Source organism: Streptomyces sp. NPDC046349 (assembly GCF_055587885.1).
The window spans coordinates 84,045-101,866 of the sequence record NZ_JBVJFK010000007.1 but is presented as its reverse complement, the minus strand read 5'-3'; the positions used below and the strand labels follow the sequence as shown (position 1 = coordinate 101,866).

The 17,822-nt window shown below is 75.9% G+C and carries 11 protein-coding genes; 6 read left to right on the top strand and 5 right to left on the bottom strand.

Annotated features, from left to right (window positions below):
* Window positions 1-43: 43 nt before the first annotated feature.
* Both hypE and ACZ6JS_RS17845 read right to left on the bottom strand, forming a co-directional pair.
* A complete protein-coding gene (gene hypE, locus ACZ6JS_RS17850) occupies window positions 44-991 on the bottom strand; it encodes a hydrogenase expression/formation protein HypE (protein ID WP_469298927.1) in 948 nt (315 codons plus the stop codon).
* An 88-nt stretch (window positions 992-1,079) separates the two neighbouring features.
* Window positions 1,080-2,447, bottom strand: a complete 1,368-nt coding sequence (locus ACZ6JS_RS17845) for an MFS transporter (protein ID WP_469298925.1) — start codon at window positions 2,445-2,447, stop codon at window positions 1,080-1,082.
* Window positions 2,448-2,699: 252 nt separating this feature from the next.
* Here ACZ6JS_RS17845 and ACZ6JS_RS17840 point away from each other — a divergent pair, with 252 nt between their 5' ends.
* From ACZ6JS_RS17840 to ACZ6JS_RS17825, 4 genes are read left to right on the top strand one after another with little or no spacing between them, the layout of a single operon-like run.
* A complete protein-coding gene (locus tag ACZ6JS_RS17840; protein ID WP_469298923.1) occupies window positions 2,700-3,704 on the top strand; it encodes an AfsA-related hotdog domain-containing protein in 1,005 nt (334 codons plus the stop codon).
* A 5-nt stretch (window positions 3,705-3,709) separates the two neighbouring features.
* On the top strand, window positions 3,710-6,400 hold the full coding sequence (locus ACZ6JS_RS17835; RefSeq protein ID WP_469298922.1) for an AfsR/SARP family transcriptional regulator: 2,691 nt from the start codon (window positions 3,710-3,712) through the stop codon (window positions 6,398-6,400).
* Between the two features lie 10 nt (window positions 6,401-6,410).
* Complete coding sequence (locus ACZ6JS_RS17830; protein WP_469298920.1) at window positions 6,411-8,726, top strand: ATP-binding protein; 2,316 nt, start codon at window positions 6,411-6,413, stop codon at window positions 8,724-8,726.
* A complete protein-coding gene (locus ACZ6JS_RS17825) occupies window positions 8,717-10,444 on the top strand; it encodes an AMP-binding protein (protein WP_469298919.1) in 1,728 nt (575 codons plus the stop codon). Before ACZ6JS_RS17830 ends, ACZ6JS_RS17825 begins: the two co-directional genes overlap by 10 nt.
* An 81-nt stretch (window positions 10,445-10,525) precedes the next feature.
* Here ACZ6JS_RS17825 and ACZ6JS_RS17820 read toward each other — a convergent pair whose 3' ends face one another.
* The 3 genes from ACZ6JS_RS17820 to ACZ6JS_RS17810 all read right to left on the bottom strand — a co-directional run bounded on the left by ACZ6JS_RS17820 (window position 10,526) and on the right by ACZ6JS_RS17810 (window position 15,349).
* Window positions 10,526-11,473 carry a polyprenyl synthetase family protein gene (locus ACZ6JS_RS17820; RefSeq protein WP_469298917.1) on the bottom strand — a complete coding sequence of 316 codons (948 nt, stop codon included), beginning with the start codon at window positions 11,471-11,473 and terminating at the stop codon, window positions 10,526-10,528.
* 215 nt (window positions 11,474-11,688) lie between these two features.
* A complete protein-coding gene (locus tag ACZ6JS_RS17815) occupies window positions 11,689-14,376 on the bottom strand; it encodes a helix-turn-helix transcriptional regulator (protein WP_469298916.1) in 2,688 nt (895 codons plus the stop codon).
* A gap of 145 nt (window positions 14,377-14,521) precedes the next feature.
* Entirely contained in the window at window positions 14,522-15,349 is an 828-nt protein-coding gene (locus ACZ6JS_RS17810; protein WP_469298914.1) for a metallophosphoesterase family protein, read from the bottom strand.
* A 311-nt stretch (window positions 15,350-15,660) separates the two neighbouring features.
* Between ACZ6JS_RS17810 and ACZ6JS_RS17805 the strand changes: the two genes are divergently transcribed.
* Window positions 15,661-16,389: a 4'-phosphopantetheinyl transferase family protein gene (locus ACZ6JS_RS17805; RefSeq protein ID WP_469298912.1), complete on the top strand. Its 729-nt coding sequence runs from the start codon at window positions 15,661-15,663 to the stop codon at window positions 16,387-16,389.
* A 388-nt stretch (window positions 16,390-16,777) separates the two neighbouring features.
* Window positions 16,778-17,806: a LuxR C-terminal-related transcriptional regulator gene (locus tag ACZ6JS_RS17800; protein ID WP_469298911.1), complete on the top strand. Its 1,029-nt coding sequence runs from the start codon at window positions 16,778-16,780 to the stop codon at window positions 17,804-17,806.
* Window positions 17,807-17,822 lie beyond the last annotated feature (16 nt).

The following is a 17,822-nucleotide window of genomic DNA, read 5'->3' as shown; positions in this document are numbered from 1 at the left end:
GCGCGGAACACCGGACACGGCCGCGGGCCCGCCCCCTGCCCCGTCACAGGAGTCGTTCGGGAACCGATCCGGCGGGGACCGTGCGCGTGCGCAGACGCCCGTCGGGGGAACGGAACTCGACCTCCCCCATGGGATCGGCCGTGACCTCGCCGACGACGGCGGCCAGCCGGCCGCGGGGGTGGGCGTGCAGCGCCGCCAGGACCCGGCCGGTGTGCTCGGGCGGGACGAACAGGCACAGGCAGCCGGCGCACGCCGCGTCCAGGGGGGCGAGGCCCCGGGCGCCGAGGGCCACTCGGGCCTCGTGGCGTACGGGCAGGGCGGACTCGTCGACGCGCAGCGTCAGGCCGCGGCCCGCCGCGGTCCGCCGCAGCACCTCCGCCAGGCCGCCCGCGACCACGGTCCGGGCGTGGCGGACGTCGGCGCGCACCGTGCGCAGCAGGCCGGCCAGCGGGGCGCAGTCGCTGGCCACGTGGTGCTCGTACCCGAGGCCGTCCCGCAACGAGACGAGGTGGGCGGCGTGGCTGCCCAGCGGCCCGGTCACGACGATGCGGTCGCCCGGCCGGACCGAGTGGAGCTCGAGGGAGGGGCCGGCGGCCAGGACCCCGAACGCGGTCGTGGTGACGAAGACCCGGTCCGCCTCACCCGCGCGGACGACCTGGGTGTCCACCGCGGCGATGGCGACGGCGGCCTCGGCGGCGGCGGTGCGCACCGATGCCGTGAGCCGGTGGACCAGCTCCATCGGGAGCCCGGCCTCCAGCACGATGCCGAGGGCGATGTGCCGGGGCTCGGCTCCGGTGACGGCCAGTTCGTTGACGGCGCCGCAGACGGCCACCCGGCCGATGTCACCGTTGCCGAAGAAGGGCGGGTCGACGACGTACGTCCCGGTGCGGACGACGACGCCGCGGTCCGCGGGGAGCTCCTGCTCGATCAGGGCGCGCAGGCCCGGGCCGAAACCGACCTGGGCCGCGTCCCATCCCCGTGCGTACGTCACGCCATCCCCCGATGTGCCCGATTCGTGTCGCCCCATCATCCTGCGCCCGAGGGGCCGCGCCTACCCGTGTCACCCCTGCGGCGTCCGATCAGGGGTCGGTAGGGGCGGCCGGTCGGTCGTACCCGCGCAGCAGGACGACGGCGGCTGCCGTGGCGAGGGCCGGCAGGGCCGCGAAGCCGGCCAGCACGCCCAGTTCGGCGGTCGCGCTCTGCTGCGCGGCGCGGCCGGTGCCGGAGGAGACGTAGCCGGAGATCTGGAGCACGAGGCCGAACAGGAAGGGACCGGCGGCGACCCCGAGGCCCTCGCCGGTGGTGAACAGACCCGACAGGACGCCCGCCCGGCGGCTCCCGCCCCGGGCGCCGTCGCGGGCGATGCACTGCGGCAGCATGGCGTATAGGAAGAGCAGCTGGCCGGCGTGGCCGGTTCCCGCGAGAGCCATCACGGCGAGCACCGCGGCGTCGGGCAGTACGGGAGCGGCGAGGAGGAGCAGGCAGCCGGCGGCGAACAGCGCGGACGCCCAGGCGTAGCCGCGGCTGCCGCGCAGCCGCGACCAGAGCGGGACCGTCAGCAGGTTGGGGGCGACGAACGCGACGACGAGGGCGCCCAGCCCGGCGGAGTCGCGCAGCACGTGGTCGGCGAAGTACGGGGCGCCCGCGAGCAGGACGCCGGTCGCTGCGGACTGGACGACGGCGCACCGCAGCAGCGCCGCGAAGGACGGGTTGGCGCGAGCGGCGGCGAACTGGCGGCGCAGCCCGGGCTCGCTCTCGGAAACCCGCAGGCTGACGGGCTGGGCGGCGCCGGAGGTGCCGGCGAAGACCCACAGCGCGCCGAGGGCGATGACCACGGCGCCGAACACGCCGGCCCAACGGTGCCCGGCGAGGCCGCCGCCGCCGGCGTCGATCAGGGCGGGGGCGGCGGCCCCGGTGACGAGGGCGGCCACGCCGATGACCGCGACCCGGCCGCCCACCAGGCGCACACGGTCCTCGTCACGGTCGGCGAGTTCTGCGGGCATGGCCACGTACGGCACCTGGAAAAAGGCGAACGCGGTGGCGGTGAGCAGGTATCCGGCCGCCGTGAACCAGGCGCCCGCGGTGCCCGGCAGCGGGCCCGCGAAGGTCAGCGCGAAGGCCGCGGCCATCGCGAGCCCGCCCCACAGCACGTACGGGCGGCGGGCGCCCCAGCGGGTGCGCGTACGGTCACTGGCCCGGCCCACGAGGGGGTTGAGCAGGGCGTCCCAGACCTTGGGCACGAACACGACCGCGCCCGCGAGCGCGGCTCCTACGCCGAGGGTGTCGGTGAGGTACGGGAGCAGCAGCAGGCCCGGGAGGGTGGTGAAGGTCGCCGTGACGAGGGACCCCGAGGCGTAGCCGAACCGCAGCCGGGCCGACGGGCCGGCCGGCGGCCCGGGGGCGGACGGTGCCGCGCCCCGCGTGCGCGCGGTCGCTGTGGTGGCCATGGGGGTCCCTTCCGGGGGCTGTGGAACGCGGGTACGAGGGCCCCGCCCGGAGGGTGGGGGACGCCCCTTGAGGGGGCGGGGCCCCGGCCGGACCCACATTCCCCGCCGCGGCATGGAGCCCGCTAAAGCCCGCCCCGCGCGGGCGGGGCCGACGGGCCGGACGAGTTCCTGCCATGCACTTTGCTGACACCGGCTCCGGCTGGCCGCCCGCTCCGCGGCCGCCCCACCATGTCTGCAGAGAAGGAGAGGGACATGACAGTCGACAACGGCACGACCTCGCCCCCCACCATCCATGGACATGCGACCGCGGGCACCCAGCACCTGATCCACCGCCCGCCCTCGCGGGCGTACTACGCCCTCGACGCACCCAGCCTGGGTGAGGAGAACTTCACCCTCGTCGGCGCGACTCCCGTCACTCACCCGCTCTTCAACGACGGCCCGGGCCGCTTCCACGACCTGCAGATCGCGACCGAGACGGTGCGCGAGATAGGCGAGTTCGTCGGCCACCGCTACTTCGGCGTCCCGGACGACCGGCCCGGCCTGTTCTACCGCTTCGCCCTCGACTTCACCGATCTTTCCGCCTGGCGCACGGACGCGGGCGCCCCCCGTCCCGTGCCGCTGGCCACCCACATCCGGGCCCGTCCGGCGAACGTGGTGGCCGAGGTGCCGCGCGGGCTCGACTTCCACCTTCAGGTGACCATCGACGGACGTCCGTGCGCCACGGGCGCGGCCGGGCTGGTCTTCCTCATGCCGAAGCTGTACCGCAAGCACGTGGAGCACTCCCGGCGGGCCCTGCAGGCGGCACCGGAGATCGACGACGCGCCGGACGGTCCGCTGCGCCCGGCCGGCTCCGCCGAGGCGGGCCGCTACGCGCCCGAGAACATCGTGATCAGCGAGCCGACCGACGTATCGCGCGGCCGGCTGAGCACCTGGCTGCTCACCACCCCCGTCAGCCCCGTGTTCAGCGGCGAGGACGGCCAGTACTCCGGCCTGCACCTGCTGGAGGCGCTGCGCCAGACCTCGCTGGTCGCCGCGGGCCGCGCGCACGGGCTGAGCTCCGCGCACAGCACGCTCGGCGCCTGCCAGATCCACTTCCGCGGTCCTGCTGAGCGCGAGCTGCCGCTGCGCTGCACGGCGGTGGCCGGTCCGCTGGGGCGCGACGACGAGGGACGCCCTGCCGTCGCGGTCACGCTCACCCTGACCCAGCGGCGGCGTGCGGTGGCCGAGGCCCGTACGACCGTGGTGCAGGACCACTGAGCACCGTGCGCTTCGGGATCCTGGGCCCGCTGGAGGTCACCGGCGCCGCGGCCCCCGCGGACGGCCGCCGGGAGCCTTCGTACGCTCCGCAGGCCGCCAAGCTGCGGGTGGTCCTCGGCACGCTGCTGATCCGCGCGAACGAGGTCGTGTCGGTGGAGAGCCTCATCGACGAGCTCTGGCCGGACGCGCCGCCGCGCACCGCGACGACCACGCTGCAGGTGTACGTGTCCCACCTGCGCAAGACCCTGCAGAGCGCCGATCCGGACAACGGCCGCGAGGCCCTGGTCACCCGGCGCCCGGGGTACCTGCTGCGGGTCGGTGCGGACGCCCTCGACGCCCTCCTCTTCGAGGACCTGTACCGGCGCGGCCACCAGGCGCTGCAGACCTCGGACTTCGCCGCCGCGGCCGATCTGCACCGGCGGGCGCTGGCGCTGTGGCGCGGGCCGCTGCTGTCGGACACCCCGCACGGGCCGGTGCTGGAGGGCGCCGCCGTGCGGCTGGCCGAGGCGCGCACCGGCGCCCTCGACGAGCGGATCCGGGCCGAGCTGCACCTGGGGCTGCACCGCGAACTGGTCGCCGAGCTCCAGGAGCTGGTCGCCGAGCACCGGATGCACGAGGAGTTCCACACCCACCTGATGGTGGCGCTGTACCGGTGCGGGCGGCAGGCCGAGGCCCTGCGGGTGTTCACGTCGCTGCGGCGGACACTCGTCGAGGAGCTCGGGATCGAGCCGGGCCCCTCGTCGAGCCGGCTCCAGCGGCGCATCCTGGAGGGCGACCCGTCACTGGCGCGCGCCGGGGGCCGGGCCGCCGATCCGTCCGCGGGTCCGTTCGCCGGGACGGCCGGCGCGGCGGGTTCGCCCGGGCGGGACCCCGGTCACGACGGGCCGCCCGCGGCCGTCGCGGACACCGCGGACGGCTCCGTCCAGGCTGTCGGCGGCTGGTCGGCGGCGCTCGGCGCGCTGCCCGCCGCCGACCCCTGCTTCACCGGCCGCACGGAGGAACTGGCCGAGCTGGAGCGGCTACTGCGCAGCGCCCCGGCCGGCGGCTGTGTCGCGGTGACGGGCATGCCGGGGGCGGGCAAGACCGCGCTGGCCGTCGAGGCGGCGCACCGGGTCGCGGACGCCTTCCCCGACGGGCGGCTCTTCCTGGACCTGCGCGGCGGCGCCCGCACCGGCCTGCCGTCGGCCGCGGGCCCGGTCCTGGACCGGCTGGTTCGGGCGTCCGACCGGCCCGAAGCCGCCTCCGCGGACGGCGCCGCGGCGGCCCCCCGGCTGCTGCTGGTCCTGGACGGGGTCGGCTCGGAGACCGAGGTGCGGCCCCTGCTGCCCGCACTGTGCGGCGCGGTGGTGCTGCTCGTGGCCCGCCGGGTGCCCGCCGGGCTCCCCGGGCTGCGGTCGGTGCTCCTCGGCCCGTGGCGCCCCGACGAGGCGCAGCGGCTCGTCGGGCTGTTCACCGGACGTGCGGGAAGTCGCGCGGGGACGCTCGGCGCCGCGGCCGCGCTGGACGCCGGGCCCGGCCTCGGTCCCGACACGGTCGCCGAGATCGCCGAACTGTGCGGGCGGCTCCCGCTCGCCGTGCGGACGGCCGCGGCACAGCTCGCCGCCCGTCCGCACTGGACCGCCGCCGTCCTGGCGGACCGGCTGCGGGACGAGGGCGGACGCCTGGACGTGCTGCGGACGGGTGACGTGGACGTCCGCTCGCGCCTCCTCGACGCCTACGAGGCCTGTCCCGGCCCGCAGCGGCGGGCGTTCCGGCTGCTGTCCCTGCTGCCGCCCGGCCGGTTCGGCGCCCGGCAGGCCGCGGCCGCCCTGAACCTGACCGAGCCGCAGGCTGGCGCGGCCCTGGAGGCACTGGCAGACGAGCGGCTGGTGACCGTGGACCGGGACGGCTGCCGCCTTCCTGAGCTGCTGCGGCTGCTGGCGGTGGAACGGCTGGCGCTGGAGGACCCGCCCGAGGTGGTGCGGGCGGCGGCGGAGCGCGTGTGCCGGGCGTACGCGGACGGGGCGGCGGAGCCCGGACGCGTCTCGGACGCGGGCGCGCGCGGGCTCGTACGCCTGGCCCGGACCGCGTACGGGGCGGAGCTGTGGGCGCTGACCGTACGGCTGACGGACGCCTTGGCCGGGTGGGTGCCGGACGACGCGGAGGCCGTGTACGCGCTGGCCCTGGACGCGGCGGGGCGCTGCGCGGACCGTTCGGCGCAGGCGCGGATGCGGCGCTCGCTCGGTGAACTCGCCTGGCAGTACCGGCGCGTGGAGCGGGCGGACGAGCTGTTCACGGGCGCCCTCGAACTGGCCCGGGAGGCAGGTGACGAGGAGGAGGCCGCCCGCGCCCTGGTGGGCCTGGCCGAACTGCGTCTGGATGCAGGGGAGTCGGCGCGGGCCGCGGCGCTGCTGGAGACCGCGCTCGCCGCCCTGTCGGCGCCGGGCCGCGCCCGGGGGCGGTACGAGGCGAGCCGGGCGCGGGCGCTGCTGGCGCTGGCGCAGGAGGGCCGGGAGAGCGCCCGGGCCTGGTTCGGCGAGTGCCTGGAGCTTGCCGGGGCGCTGCGCGACCAGCGGCTGGAGGTGTACGCGCTGCGCTCGCTGCGCGCGCTGAGCCTCCCGCCGCAGGGCGGCTCAGGCCCGGCGTCGCGGGCGGTGGAGATCCGCCCCGGCCTCTGGCGCATCGCCCCGTCCGCAGTCCCCGCCAACCCTTTGTGAAAGGAGCACCATGAGCGCGATGGGCACCCTGCCGGCATCGCTCGGCCCGGTGACGGAGCTCGTCGGCCGGGAGCTCGAGGCGGCCATGCTGCGCGAGCGGCTGCGGGACCCGCTGGTCCGGCTGGTGACGGTCACCGGGCGGGCCGGGGTGGGCAAGAGCCGGCTGGCGCTGGAGGTCGTACGGGAGATCGGCGGGGAGTTCGGCCGCGTGGAGGTCCTCGACGCGGCTGCGCCGGCCGGGTCTTCGGCGCTGACCGCCATGACCGCCATGACCGATTCGGCTGCATCGGCTGCATCGGCCGAACCGTGTCCGCCGTCCGCGCAAACCGGGGAGCCCGGCCGGTTCCTGCTGCTGCTCGACGGCTGCGACCACGAGGCGCGTGCGGGCGCCGCCGCGGCCCTGGAGGCCCTCTCCGGGGATCCGCGGGTGGTGGTGCTGGCCACGGCCGTGGAACCGCTGGGCGTGTACGGGGAGTTGCTGCTGCCGCTGGCCCCGCTGCCGGTCCCGGGTCCCGTGCGCGGTCCGGCCGGCGGCGGATCGGCCGCGGCCGATCCGCAGGAGCTCCAGGAGGTGGCCTCGGTGGCGCTGTTCGTACGGCGGGCCCGGGCCGCCGACCCGGCCTTCGCGCTCACCCTGGAGAACGCCGCGGCGGTCGCGGAGATCTGCACGCTCCTGGACGGCCTGCCGCTCGCCGTCGAACTCGCCGCACGCCGACTGCGGCTGCTGCCCCCGCACCTGCTGCCGGTCCGGCTGCGGGACCGTACGACCGTCCTGTCCGGCGGGCCGGCGAACGCTCCCGAGCGGCACCGCTCGCTCGCCGCGCTCGCCGAATGGAGCTGCCGCGGCCTGGACGCCACCGCCCGTGCCCTGCTGGCCCGGCTCGCCGTGTACGAGCCGGGCTTCGGCCTGGCGGCGGCGGGGCTGTCGGCCGAACCGGCCGTGGACACGCTGATGGACCGCGGCCTGCTCGTCGTGGTGGGCGAGGAGCAGGGGGAACTGCGGCTGGCCGTCTCCGAGCCCGTACGCTCCCACGCGCGCGACGCGCTGGCGCAGACGGGCGGCGAGGACGCCGCACGGGACGCGCACGCCGAGCGCTACCGGACGCTGGTGGGCTCCGCGCAGGCCGGGCTCGGGGGGACCGGCCAGGACCACCTCCTGCGGGAGCTGGCGGCCGAGGGCGCCAACGTGACCGCGGCCCTGCGGCGGCTGCGCGAGCGGGGCGACGTCGAGGCGGCCGCCGCCCTGGTGCTCGGCTGCCGCCTGCCCTGGCTGGCGCAGGGGCGGCTGCGGGAGGCCCTGGAGTGGTGCGACGCGAGCGACGGCGCGGACGGTGCGGCACTGCCGGAGGCCGTGCGGGCCCGCCTCGCCGACATGTCCGGCGTCTTCGCACTCGCCCTCGGCGATCCGCGGGAGGCGGTCCGCCGCCACCGCCGCGCCCTGGCCCTGGGCAAGGGTGTGGGCGACCGGCGGCAGAACGCCCTCGTCTCCGCCCACCTCGGCGCGGCCCTGCTGGAGGCCGGCGATCCGCCGGGGGCGCGGGCCGTGCTGGTGACCGCGCTCAGCGCGCTGGAGTCGATGGGCGTCACCGGGGGCGCGGCCGGAGCGGCCGCCTCCCTGGCCGGCGTCCTGCGCGCCGAGGGCGACCGGCGCCGGGCCCGGGAACTGCTGGACCGGGCGGTGGAGGCGCTGCGGCGGATCCGGGACGGCCGCGGTCTCGCGGGTGCCCTGCGCACGGAAGCCTCGCTCGCCCTCGACGGCGACGAGCCGGCCCGGGCGGACCGGGCACTGCGGGAGAGCCTGCGGCTGTACGGCGCCGCCGGCGAGCGGACCGAACTTCCGGGCCTGCTGGAGGAGTTCTCGCTGCTGCTGATGCGCACCGCGCCCGCCCAGCGGCCGCGGACGGTACGGCTGCTGGCGGCGGCCGACACCCTGCGCGGCGAAACGGGCGCCACGGTCGCGGACGAGTGGCGCTCGGCGGCCGAGCGGGCCCGTACGGATCTCAGCGCCCGCCTGGACTGGACGGACTTCGCGGTGGCCTGGGCGGAGGGGGTACGGATGACCGCGCCGCAGGCGGTGGCGGAGGCCCTGTCGGCGCCCGCGCCCGCGCGCCGCGCGGCGACCGGACCGGCACCCGAGGACCGGTCGCTCACACCGCGCCAGGTCCAGGTGGCACTGCTGGTTTCCGAAGGTATGACGAACCGCCAGATAGCGGCCAGGCTGGACATATCCGAGTGGACCGTGGTCAATCACGTACGGCAGGTCATGCGCCGCCTGGGCTGTTCTTCCCGGGTGCAGGTCGCGGGGGCGGTGGGCAGATGGAGCTGACGAGCCCGGCGGATACCGCCCGTACCACGGGCCGCCCGGGCCGCGACCCCCGGCGGCTGCTGGACCTGGCTCCGCCCGCCGAGGTCGCGGACCGGTTCCGGTCCGCCGGCTGGTGGCGCGGGGAGACCTTCCTGGACGACCTGTACCGTACGGCCGCCCGGGCGCCGCAGCGTCCCGCGGTCGTCTCCGAGCGGGCCCACCGGCCCGCCGGCCGGCGCCTGGTCACGCTCACCTACGCCCAGCTCGCCGCGTACGTGGACCGGTTCGCCTGCGCTCTGTCGTCCCTCGGGGTCGTACCGGGCGACCCGGTCGCCTACCAGCTGCCGAACTGGTGGGAGACCACGGCCCTCACCCTGGCCTGCCTGCGGGTCGGCGCCGTCGCGGTGCCGGTGCTGCCGACCGTACGGGCCCGCGGCCTGCACCGGATCCTGGACGGCACCCGGGCCCGGATCTGCGTGGTGCCCGACGTCTGGGAGGGCTTCGCCCATGCCGAGGCGCTGGCGGACCTGGCCGGGCGGCTGCCGTGGCTGCGCCACCGGGTCGTCCTGGGTGACGCGGCGGCGACCGGAGCGGTGGACTTCACCGCCTACTTCCGGCGGACCGCGCACGAACGCACCCGGGCTCACCTGCGCGCGAGGCCGCGCGGCGGGCGGGCCGACCGGCCCGCCCTGTTGATCAGCGTCATGGGGTTGCGGGACGCCTACACCTCGGTGCTGCACTCCCCCAACACCCTGTACGCCAACGTCTCCGCGCAGAACGCGGACGACGGGCCGGGGCGGCGGCCGGGCGAGGCCTTCCTCAGCACCCTGCCGCTCACCTCGCTGGCCTCCTTGATCTACACCGTGTGCTGGCCGCTGGCCGTCGGCGGAACCGGGGTGTTCCAGGACGTGTGGGACCCGGACCGCTGCCTGGACCTGATGGCGGCGGCCGGAGTGGACCAGCTGTACGCCGAACCGGCCTATCTCGCCGAACTGGTGACGGCGCAGCGCCGCCGGCCGCGGACGGCGCGGCGGCTGCGTCTGGTGCTGTCGGGGGGCCGCACCAGTACGCCGGCGCCGCTCGCCGAGGAGCTGCGGGAGGTGTTCGGGGTGCCGGTGCTCTCCGTGTGGGGGGCTCCCGAGCTGGGCATGGGCGCGCTCTCCGGCAGCGGGGACGCCGACGGGGACGGGGTCCGGCCGCTGGGCGGCCTGGAGGTGTCGGCCGCGCACGCGGGCTCGGCGCTCGAGGTGCGCGGCCCGTCCGTCTGCCTGGCCACCTGGCGGCCCGGTGCTGCGGCGCCGGTGGCGACCTGGGAGCACGAGGACGGCTGGCTGGACACGGGGGACCTGGCGGTGGCCGGCCGGGACGGCGGCATCCGGGTCCTGGCCCGGGCCGGCACGCGGACCGGCGCCATCTTCATGGTGCCGGTCTCCGAGGTGGAGGAACGGCTGCTGGCCCACCCCCGGGTGCGGGAGGCGGCGGTGGTGGCCTACACCGACCCGGAGCACGGTGAGCTGCCGTGCGCCGTGGTGGTGCCGGTGGCCGAGGACGGGCCGCCGGGCCCGGCCGAACTCCGCGAGCACCTCGTCTCCCTGGGTGTCGCGGAAGCCTTCCTCCCCACCCGGCTGGAGATCGTCGGAGCGCTGCCGCGCGACGACCGCGGCAGGGTCCGCCGGGAGGCCCTGCGCAGCTGGCTGACCCGCCTGCGCCCGGGCGCCCCCCGCCCCACCCCGTCCTGACCGCCCGCCCGGGCGGACCGCCCGCCCGTCCTGACCGCCCGGACGATGCCGGGCGGGGCCGTCCCGGACGACGGGACAGGATCAGCCGGCGATCTCGCGGGCGAGGGCCCCGAGTTCGCCGCGCCACCCGGGGGCGATCCGCGCCCCGGCCACGGCCTTGTCGGCGCGGACCACGAGCGCCGCTATCGTCTCCTCGGCCCGTTCCCGCGCCTGGGCGTCGAAGAACACGTCACGCAGGAACTGCGCGTCGCCGTCGAAGCCCGGGCCCCCGCCGAGGAAGCCGCGGATCCGCCAGGCCGCGTGCAGGGCCCGCGCGTACTCCTCGTAGGCCGCGCCGAGGTCGTCGCGGCCCGCGAGCGCGGCGCCGATCAGCAACGCGTGGCGCAGCCCGTACCAGCCGGCGCCGCAGCCGGTGGCGCAGCCGTCGAGGCACTGGCCGGGCCAGGCGTCGTCGAGGTACTCGGTGGCCGCGGCGGCCTCCATGTGCGAGCCGATCGCCCGCTCGACGCGCAGGTCGTACCACAGCAGGCGGGCCCCGGGCGGCAGCCCGGCGGCGAGCCGGTCCCCGTAGGCGAGGGTGAGGTCCCCCGCGAGCACGGCGGTGCCCTCGCCGAACCGGCGCGGCTCGCCGCGCCAGCCGTTGCGCTCGTGTTCGGCGGCGTGGCTGATGTGCAGGGTCGGGATGCCGCGGCGCAGCGGGGCGTTGTCGCGTACGTCCGCGCGGATGACCCAGCAGGTGTCGAGGAGTTCGAGGGCGGCGGCCGCCGCGAGGGCGTCCTCGGCCCCGGGGTCGCCGCCGGCGGCGAGGTATCCGGTGAGGCAGATGGCGGGGCGGGCCCGTTCGCCGCCGGCCTGGATGAGCTCGGCCACCCCCATCACCAGGACGGCGCTGCGCGGATCGGAGGTGCGCCGGACGCGGTGCTCCTGCGCGAGGAGCTTCGCGAGTTCCTCCTCGACCCGGTCGAGCATGGCGTCGCGGACCTCTCCGGGCGGCGCGGTGCGCCACGGCCGGTCGTGTGTTGTGGTCATGGTGCCCTCCCTGCGGGCTACGGCTCATGACCGACTTTCCCGGACGCGGGGCGCGCAAGCCACCCGTTCGGCGTTCGGAGGCGGGAACGGGCGGTGCGGCGGTTGCGTCCGTGCCAGATGCCTGTCACGGGCGGGCCCGTCGGGCCGGGCTTGCCATGACCTTGCCATGGCGGCCCCTCGCGCCCCGTCGGCCACGCCCGCCCCACCGCCCCCCCTCAGACGGGCTCCGTGAGGCCCGCGGGGTCGAGATCGACCGGCAGCGCCTTCCGGCCCGGGATGTTCAGCTTGCGGTACACCCGGGTGAGGTGCTGTTCCACCGTGCTGACGGTGATGTAGAGCTTCTTGGCGATCTCCCGGTTGGTGTGGCCGTGCACCGCGAGCAGCGCCACCCGCCGCTCCGACTCGCTGAGGCTCGCCACCAGTCCTGCGTCCGGGGCCCCGGTCCCGCCCTCCTCGTCGGTGGGGTCCTCGGTGTGGCCGGGGAGGATCGTCTCCTTCAGGGCGTCCGCCCCGCAGGTCTTCGCGAGGTGCCAGGCCTTGCGGTGGACCATGGCCGCCCGTGCCGGGTCGCCGGCCTCGCGCAGCGCCTGTCCGAAGTCGGCCATGGCGCGGGCCAGTTCGTACTTGTCCCCCGAACGCTGGAGGTCGTCGACGGCCCGGGCCAGCATCGCCTGGCGCTCCCCGGGCCCGCGCAGGGACGCCCGCAGCCGCAGGGAGGTGCCGCGTACCCATGGGTCGGCGGCGTCCCGGGTGGTGAGCTGGTCCGCCAGGAAGCGCTCGGCCCGGTGCGCCTCGCCGAGCCGGAGCAGGGCCTCGGCCGCGTCCGCGCGCCAGGGCAGGACCCGGGGCCGGTCCAGGCCCCAGAGCTTCGAGCGCCGTCCGATGTCCAGGAAGTCGCCCAGGGCCGCGTGGAAGCGGCTCGTCGCCAGGGCGTGATGGCCCCTGGCACGCAGGTACGCCAGGCCGTGCACGCCGCCCCCGTGCTCCGCGGGCGCGGACCGGGTCAGGACGGCCGCGGCCTCCTCCGGCCGGCCCATCGCGGTGTACGCCCGGGCCAGCGTGCCCGCCAGTGCGCTCAGCAGCACGCTGGTACCCCGGGCGGGCGCCGCCCGGAGGGCCGCTCCGGCCGTTTCCGCGGCGCCCGTGAGGTCGCCCAGGCGCAGCCGGGCCTCGGCGGCGAGTCCCGCGAACACGGCCTGCCAGCCGGTGGCTCCGCGCCGGGCCGCCTGGTGGGCGAACTCCTCGCACCAGGGCAGGGCCCGGGCCGCGCTGTCCAGGTGGAGCAGGGTGCGCAGGGCCTGAGCAACCGGTTCCACCGTGCCCTCCGCGAGGGTGGCGCCCCGCAGGAACAGCTCGGCGGAGCGGGCTGCGGCGCCCTCCTCCGCCTCGACCGGGAGCGCCCACAGGGCCGCCGGGTGGACGGTGGTGCCGTCGGACCCGTGGGCCGGGTTCGCGCCGGGCTCGGCCGGGGTGCGCCGGCGGGCCGCGGCCCACCGGGGGAACGCCGACAGGCCGTCCAGGGGGTCGCTTCCCGGGCCGGCGCCGCGTCGTGCACCGTCGGCCGCGAGGCGTTCCAGTACGTCGGCGGACTCGTCGACGCGGCCCTGCGCGGCCAGTGCCCTGGCCAGGGGGGCGAGGGCGCGCGGTGCGAGCTGTCCGGCCGCCGCGGCGGCCAGGGGCGCCGCGAGGCGGTGTTCGGCGGCGGCCGGGTCGGTTCGTCCGAGGACGACGCCGAGCCGGATGTCCACCTCGGCGCGGGAGGTGGCGTCCGGGCAGGCCCCGTGGGCGAGCCGCAGGAGTGCCGCGGCCCGGTCGGTGTCCCCCTCGGCCGCGTGCTGGTCCGCGGCGGAGCGCAGGACGGACACGGACCACTCCGGGCGGGTGTCGCCTGCGGCGAGGAGCTGTCCGGCGACTTCGGTGTCCGGTGCGCCCGCGGCCCGTGCCAGCAGGGCGGCCTCCGTGTGCAGGGCCGACCGGGCCGCGGGGTCCATCCCCTCCAGAACGGCGGCCCGGGCGGCCGGGTGGCGCAGCCCGTGGCGCCCTGCGGGGGCGAGCAGTCCGGCGTCCTCGAGGGCGGTGAGGGCGCGGGCGGCGGCGGTCTGGGCGGTGCCGCTCAGCCGTGCGAGGTGCGCGGGCGTGGCGAGGCCGTCCAGTACGGCGATCGCGCCGGCCAGTTCGGGGGTGGCGGGGCCGCAGCGGTGCAGGCAGGTGAGGACGGCTTGGGCGTAGGCGTCGCCGGGCCGGCCCGGCGGGTCCTGCAGCAGGGCCCGCAGCAGCAGCGGGTTGCCGCCGCTGGCCTCGTGGAGCAGGGCGGCCTCCCCCTCGGTGCGCCCGGGCAGCAGGGCGTGGACGGCATCAGGGGTGAGCCGCCGCAGGCGCAGGCGGACGAAGTGGGGCAGCCGTAGCAGTTCGGTGCGCAGCAGCGGGTCGTCGTGTTCGTGCGGGGACGCCGCCAGCACCAGCAGGACGGGGGCGCGGCGGATCGCGCGCGCCAGGTGGAGCAGGTGGCGGCCGGAGGGTCCGTCGACGTGGTGCAGGTCGTCCACGCAGATCACCACGGGTGCGGCGGCGCTCAGTTCGCGGACGGCGACGGTCAGGTCCCGCAGGGCCAGGGCGTCTTCGGCCCGGTCCGGCGACGACGGCACGGGCAGTGCGCCGGGCGGGGCGTCGGCGGCCAGCCGGCGCAGGACGCCCAGGGCGCGGTCGCGTCCGGCCGCACTGCCGCCGGCCCGCAGCACGAGGGCGCCGCGGTTCTCGGCGTACGCGGCCGCCGTTTCGAGGAATTCGCTCTTTCCGCAGCCGACCGCCCCCTCGACGAGAAGCAATCCGGCATTTCCTTCGGCGCAGCCGTCGAGCAGCGCTTCCAATAAGGACAGTTCCTCGGCACGGCGGAACGGCAGCATGAAAATCCCCCAGGGCCCCCGTTCCGGCATTCGAAAAGGCGACTCGAATACCGAACGAGGAGGTTCGAGCGTGGAGCGAGCGAGAATTCGCGATCAGTCTAGGGGGCCTGATCCGCACCCGGTGGTGTCCGGAAGTTGCCTGGCATCAATCCCCGCGGCCGGCGGCGGGGAAGATCCGGCGGGGAGTATTCCGCGGGTGGCCGGGCCGCTGCCACTCGCGGGGATAGCCGACGGAGACCTCCTCGAAGCGGACGCCGTCGTACCAGGTGGTGCGCGGGATGTGCAGGTGGCCGTAGACGACGGCGGCGGCCCGGAAGCGCAGGTGCCAGTCGGCCGTGAGCTCGGTGCCGCACCACTGGGCGAACTCGGGGTGGCGCAGGACGTCCGTGGGGGCGCGGACCAGCGGGAAGTGGTTGACGAGGACCGTGCGCAGGTCGGGGCCGCACGCGGCCAGCCGCTGTTCGGTCGCGGCGACCCGGGCGCGGCACCAGGCCTCGCGGGAGGCATAGGGGTCGGGATGCAGCATGAACTCGTCGGAGCACACCACCCCGGCCTCGTACGCCTGCTCCAGGGCCTGTTCCCTGGTGGCGGCGGTGGGGGTGCGGAAGCTGTAGTCGTACAGCAGGAAGAGCGGGGCCACCACGAGCGGGCCGCCCGGCCCGGACCAGACGGGGTAGGGGTCCTCCGGCGTGTGCACGCCGAAGGACCGGCAGATCTCCACGAGCCGTCGGTAGCGCGCCTCGCCGCGCAGGGGCTCGGGATCGTCCCGTACGGTCCACAGTTCGTGGTTGCCGGGCGCCCACACCACGGTGGCGTAGCGCCGGGTGAAGAGGTCGAGCACCCACCGGAGATCGTCGAGTGACTCGCTCACGTCGCCGGCCACGATGAGCCAGTCGGCGGGACTGTCGGGATAGAGGTTCTCGACGATCCGGCGGTTCTCCGGGAATCCGACATGGAGGTCGCTGATACCCATGAGGTTTCCGTGCGGCATTCCGTGAGTGTGGACGGTCGGTGATCGCGTGAACACCCCTTAACGGCCCCTCAATTGACGTCGGCGTGCCCCTCTTCGGGCCCATGGCAGGGGGATGGCAATGACAGTGCGGGCGGCTGCCAGCGGACCGGCAGGCGCCGGGGCGGCGGACGGGTGGGATGGCAGCGGCCTGGCACAGAACCGGGCCGCACCCCGGTCCATCCGGTTGACCTGCGCCTTCGATCCTGGGCGGGGTGGCGCGGCGGCGTGAACGTGGGAGCTGTCCGACCGGAACAGCGACCCGAGGGAACGCCGTGCTCACAAAGCTCCTGCCCGCGAACGTCGCGACTGCCGAAGCCACCACCGACCCCGCCGACGTCTTCCTCTACCCCGAGGAGGAGTTCCTCGTCCGAAACGCCGTACCCAAGCGGCGTCTGGAGTTCGGCACCGTCAGGTGGTGCGCCCGCCGCGCCATGGGAGAGCTGGGGCTGCCCCCGGCCCCCGTGGTGCCGGGCCGGCGCGGTGTCCCGCAGTGGGCGCCCTCGGTCGTCGGGTCCATGACCCACTGCGCCGGCTTCCGGGGCGCGGCGCTCGCCCGCTCCGCCGAGTTCGCCTCGGTCGGGGTGGACGCGGAGCCCAACGCCCCCATGCCGGACGGGGTGCTCGACTCGATCGCGCTGCCCCGGGAGCTCGATCTGATCGCCGGACTGGAGCGGACGGCGCCCGGTGTGGCGTGGGACCGGCTGCTCTTCAGCATCAAGGAGGCCGTCTACAAGACCTGGTTCCCGCTGACGGGCCAGGAACTCGACTTCACCGACGCCCTGGTGAGCGTGGACCCGGTGCGCGAGACCTTCCACGCCCGGCTGCTGCCGGACCCCGAGACCCTCTCCCCGGCCGGGCCGACCGCCTTCGACGGTCGCTGGTCGGCGGAGCGGGGCGTACTGCTGAGCGCGATAGCGGTGCCGGCCGGCCGGCTCGCCGCCGTCGGCGCTCCGGTACGCGGAAGCGCTCCCCGCATCTGCCGTGCGGGGAGCGCTTCGTGAACCGCCGGACGTGGTGTCAGATCACGTCCACTGGTCGTCCTCGGGCTTGGCCCCGACGTCGGTTCCGGTGTCGGAGTCGGTCAGCGGGGCGGTGACGGCCGACTCGGCGGACGCTCCGGACACGACCGGTCCCGTCATGACCTGAACCCCCACCGCCAATACCACACTGGTCACCGCAGTCAAGCAAATCGAGAAGACCTTAACGGAAACTGTTCTCACGACTTCCCCCAGTCGAAGATCGAGATCTACTCATCCGTACCGCTCGCCACTTCCGGCTCTGCGGCTCGGTTGATGGGAACAGAGTGCTCGCTCTCGATCAATCCCGCCAAGGGCGGTACGTTGGCGTAAAGTTACGTGGCAGCAAATACATCAATCAGCGGGGGCTGACATGTTTGCAGGGGAGGGCTCGGATTCGGGGTTCGCCGAGCTGGACGACGTCAGTGCCGCGGCATACGGCCTGGCCGTCGAGTACGGCCGCTTCGAGCGGGAACGGATCGCCGAACAGCTCTCTGTGACGCCCGACGAGATCGCCCGGGTGGAACAGGTGCTGAGCGGGGTCCGCCTCTTACAGGCGATGCCGGGAAACCCCTCGGAGCTGACCCCCGTCACGCCCGACGTCGCGGCCGCGTCCCTGGTCGCACCCGCCGAACGCCACATACGCGACCTCCAGCAGGCGGTCACGGACGTCCGGGCCAAACTGCTCTCCCTGACGCCCCTGTACTTCGAGGGCCGCCGGGTGCGCAACCGGCTGGAGGCCTTCGACGTCATCACCGACGTCTCCCGCATCCAGTCGATGCTCAACCACCTCACCCAGAGCTGCCAGAGCGAGATGCTCACCGTGCAGCCCGGCGGGGCCCGCCCCGCGTACGCGCTGGCCCAGGCCAGGGAGTCCGCGCTGACGACCCTCGAGCGCGGGGTGCGGATCCGGACCATCTACCAGCACACCGCCCGCAACGACCTGCCGACCCGCAGCTACGTGCGCGAGGTCAGCGAACAGGGCGCGGAGATCCGTACCGCCGACGAGGTCATCGACCGGCTGATCATCTACGACCGGGAGGTGGCGTTCCTGCCGGAACGGTCCGCCGGCGACCGCACCCCCGGCGCGGCGATCGTGCGCGAGCCCACCCTGGTGGCGTTCCTGTGCTCGGTCTTCGAGTACCTGTGGGACGGGGCGAGCCCCTACGTGGTGGAGTCCCAACGGTCCCCCGCCTCCTCCGACGAGCTCAAGTGGTCGATCATCCGGCTGATGACCAAGGGCTACAAGGACGAGATGGTCGCCCGGCGGCTCGGCATGTCCGTGCGCACCTGCCGCCGCCACATCGCCGAGATCACCGAGGAGCTGGAGGCCACCAGCCGCTTCCAGGCCGGCTACAACGCCGCCCGCCAGGAGATGCTCGCCGGGGGGCCGCAGCACTAGCCGGTGTCGGCCGGGC

What these genes read in the sequence shown, in the direction of transcription:
- ACZ6JS_RS17845 (WP_469298925.1), bottom strand. Translation starts at nt 2,447, where the DNA reads ATGGCCACCACAGCGACCGCGCGCACGCGGGGCGCGGCACCGTCCGCC.
- ACZ6JS_RS17840 (WP_469298923.1), top strand. Translation starts at nt 2,700, where the DNA reads ATGACAGTCGACAACGGCACGACCTCGCCCCCCACCATCCATGGACAT.
- ACZ6JS_RS17830 (WP_469298920.1), top strand. Translation starts at nt 6,411, where the DNA reads ATGAGCGCGATGGGCACCCTGCCGGCATCGCTCGGCCCGGTGACGGAG.
- ACZ6JS_RS17825 (WP_469298919.1), top strand. Translation starts at nt 8,717, where the DNA reads ATGGAGCTGACGAGCCCGGCGGATACCGCCCGTACCACGGGCCGCCCG.
- ACZ6JS_RS17820 (WP_469298917.1), bottom strand. Translation starts at nt 11,473, where the DNA reads ATGACCACAACACACGACCGGCCGTGGCGCACCGCGCCGCCCGGAGAG.
- ACZ6JS_RS17815 (WP_469298916.1), bottom strand. Translation starts at nt 14,376, where the DNA reads ATGCTGCCGTTCCGCCGTGCCGAGGAACTGTCCTTATTGGAAGCGCTG.
- ACZ6JS_RS17810 (WP_469298914.1), bottom strand. Translation starts at nt 15,349, where the DNA reads ATGGGTATCAGCGACCTCCATGTCGGATTCCCGGAGAACCGCCGGATC.
- ACZ6JS_RS17800 (WP_469298911.1), top strand. Translation starts at nt 16,778, where the DNA reads ATGTTTGCAGGGGAGGGCTCGGATTCGGGGTTCGCCGAGCTGGACGAC.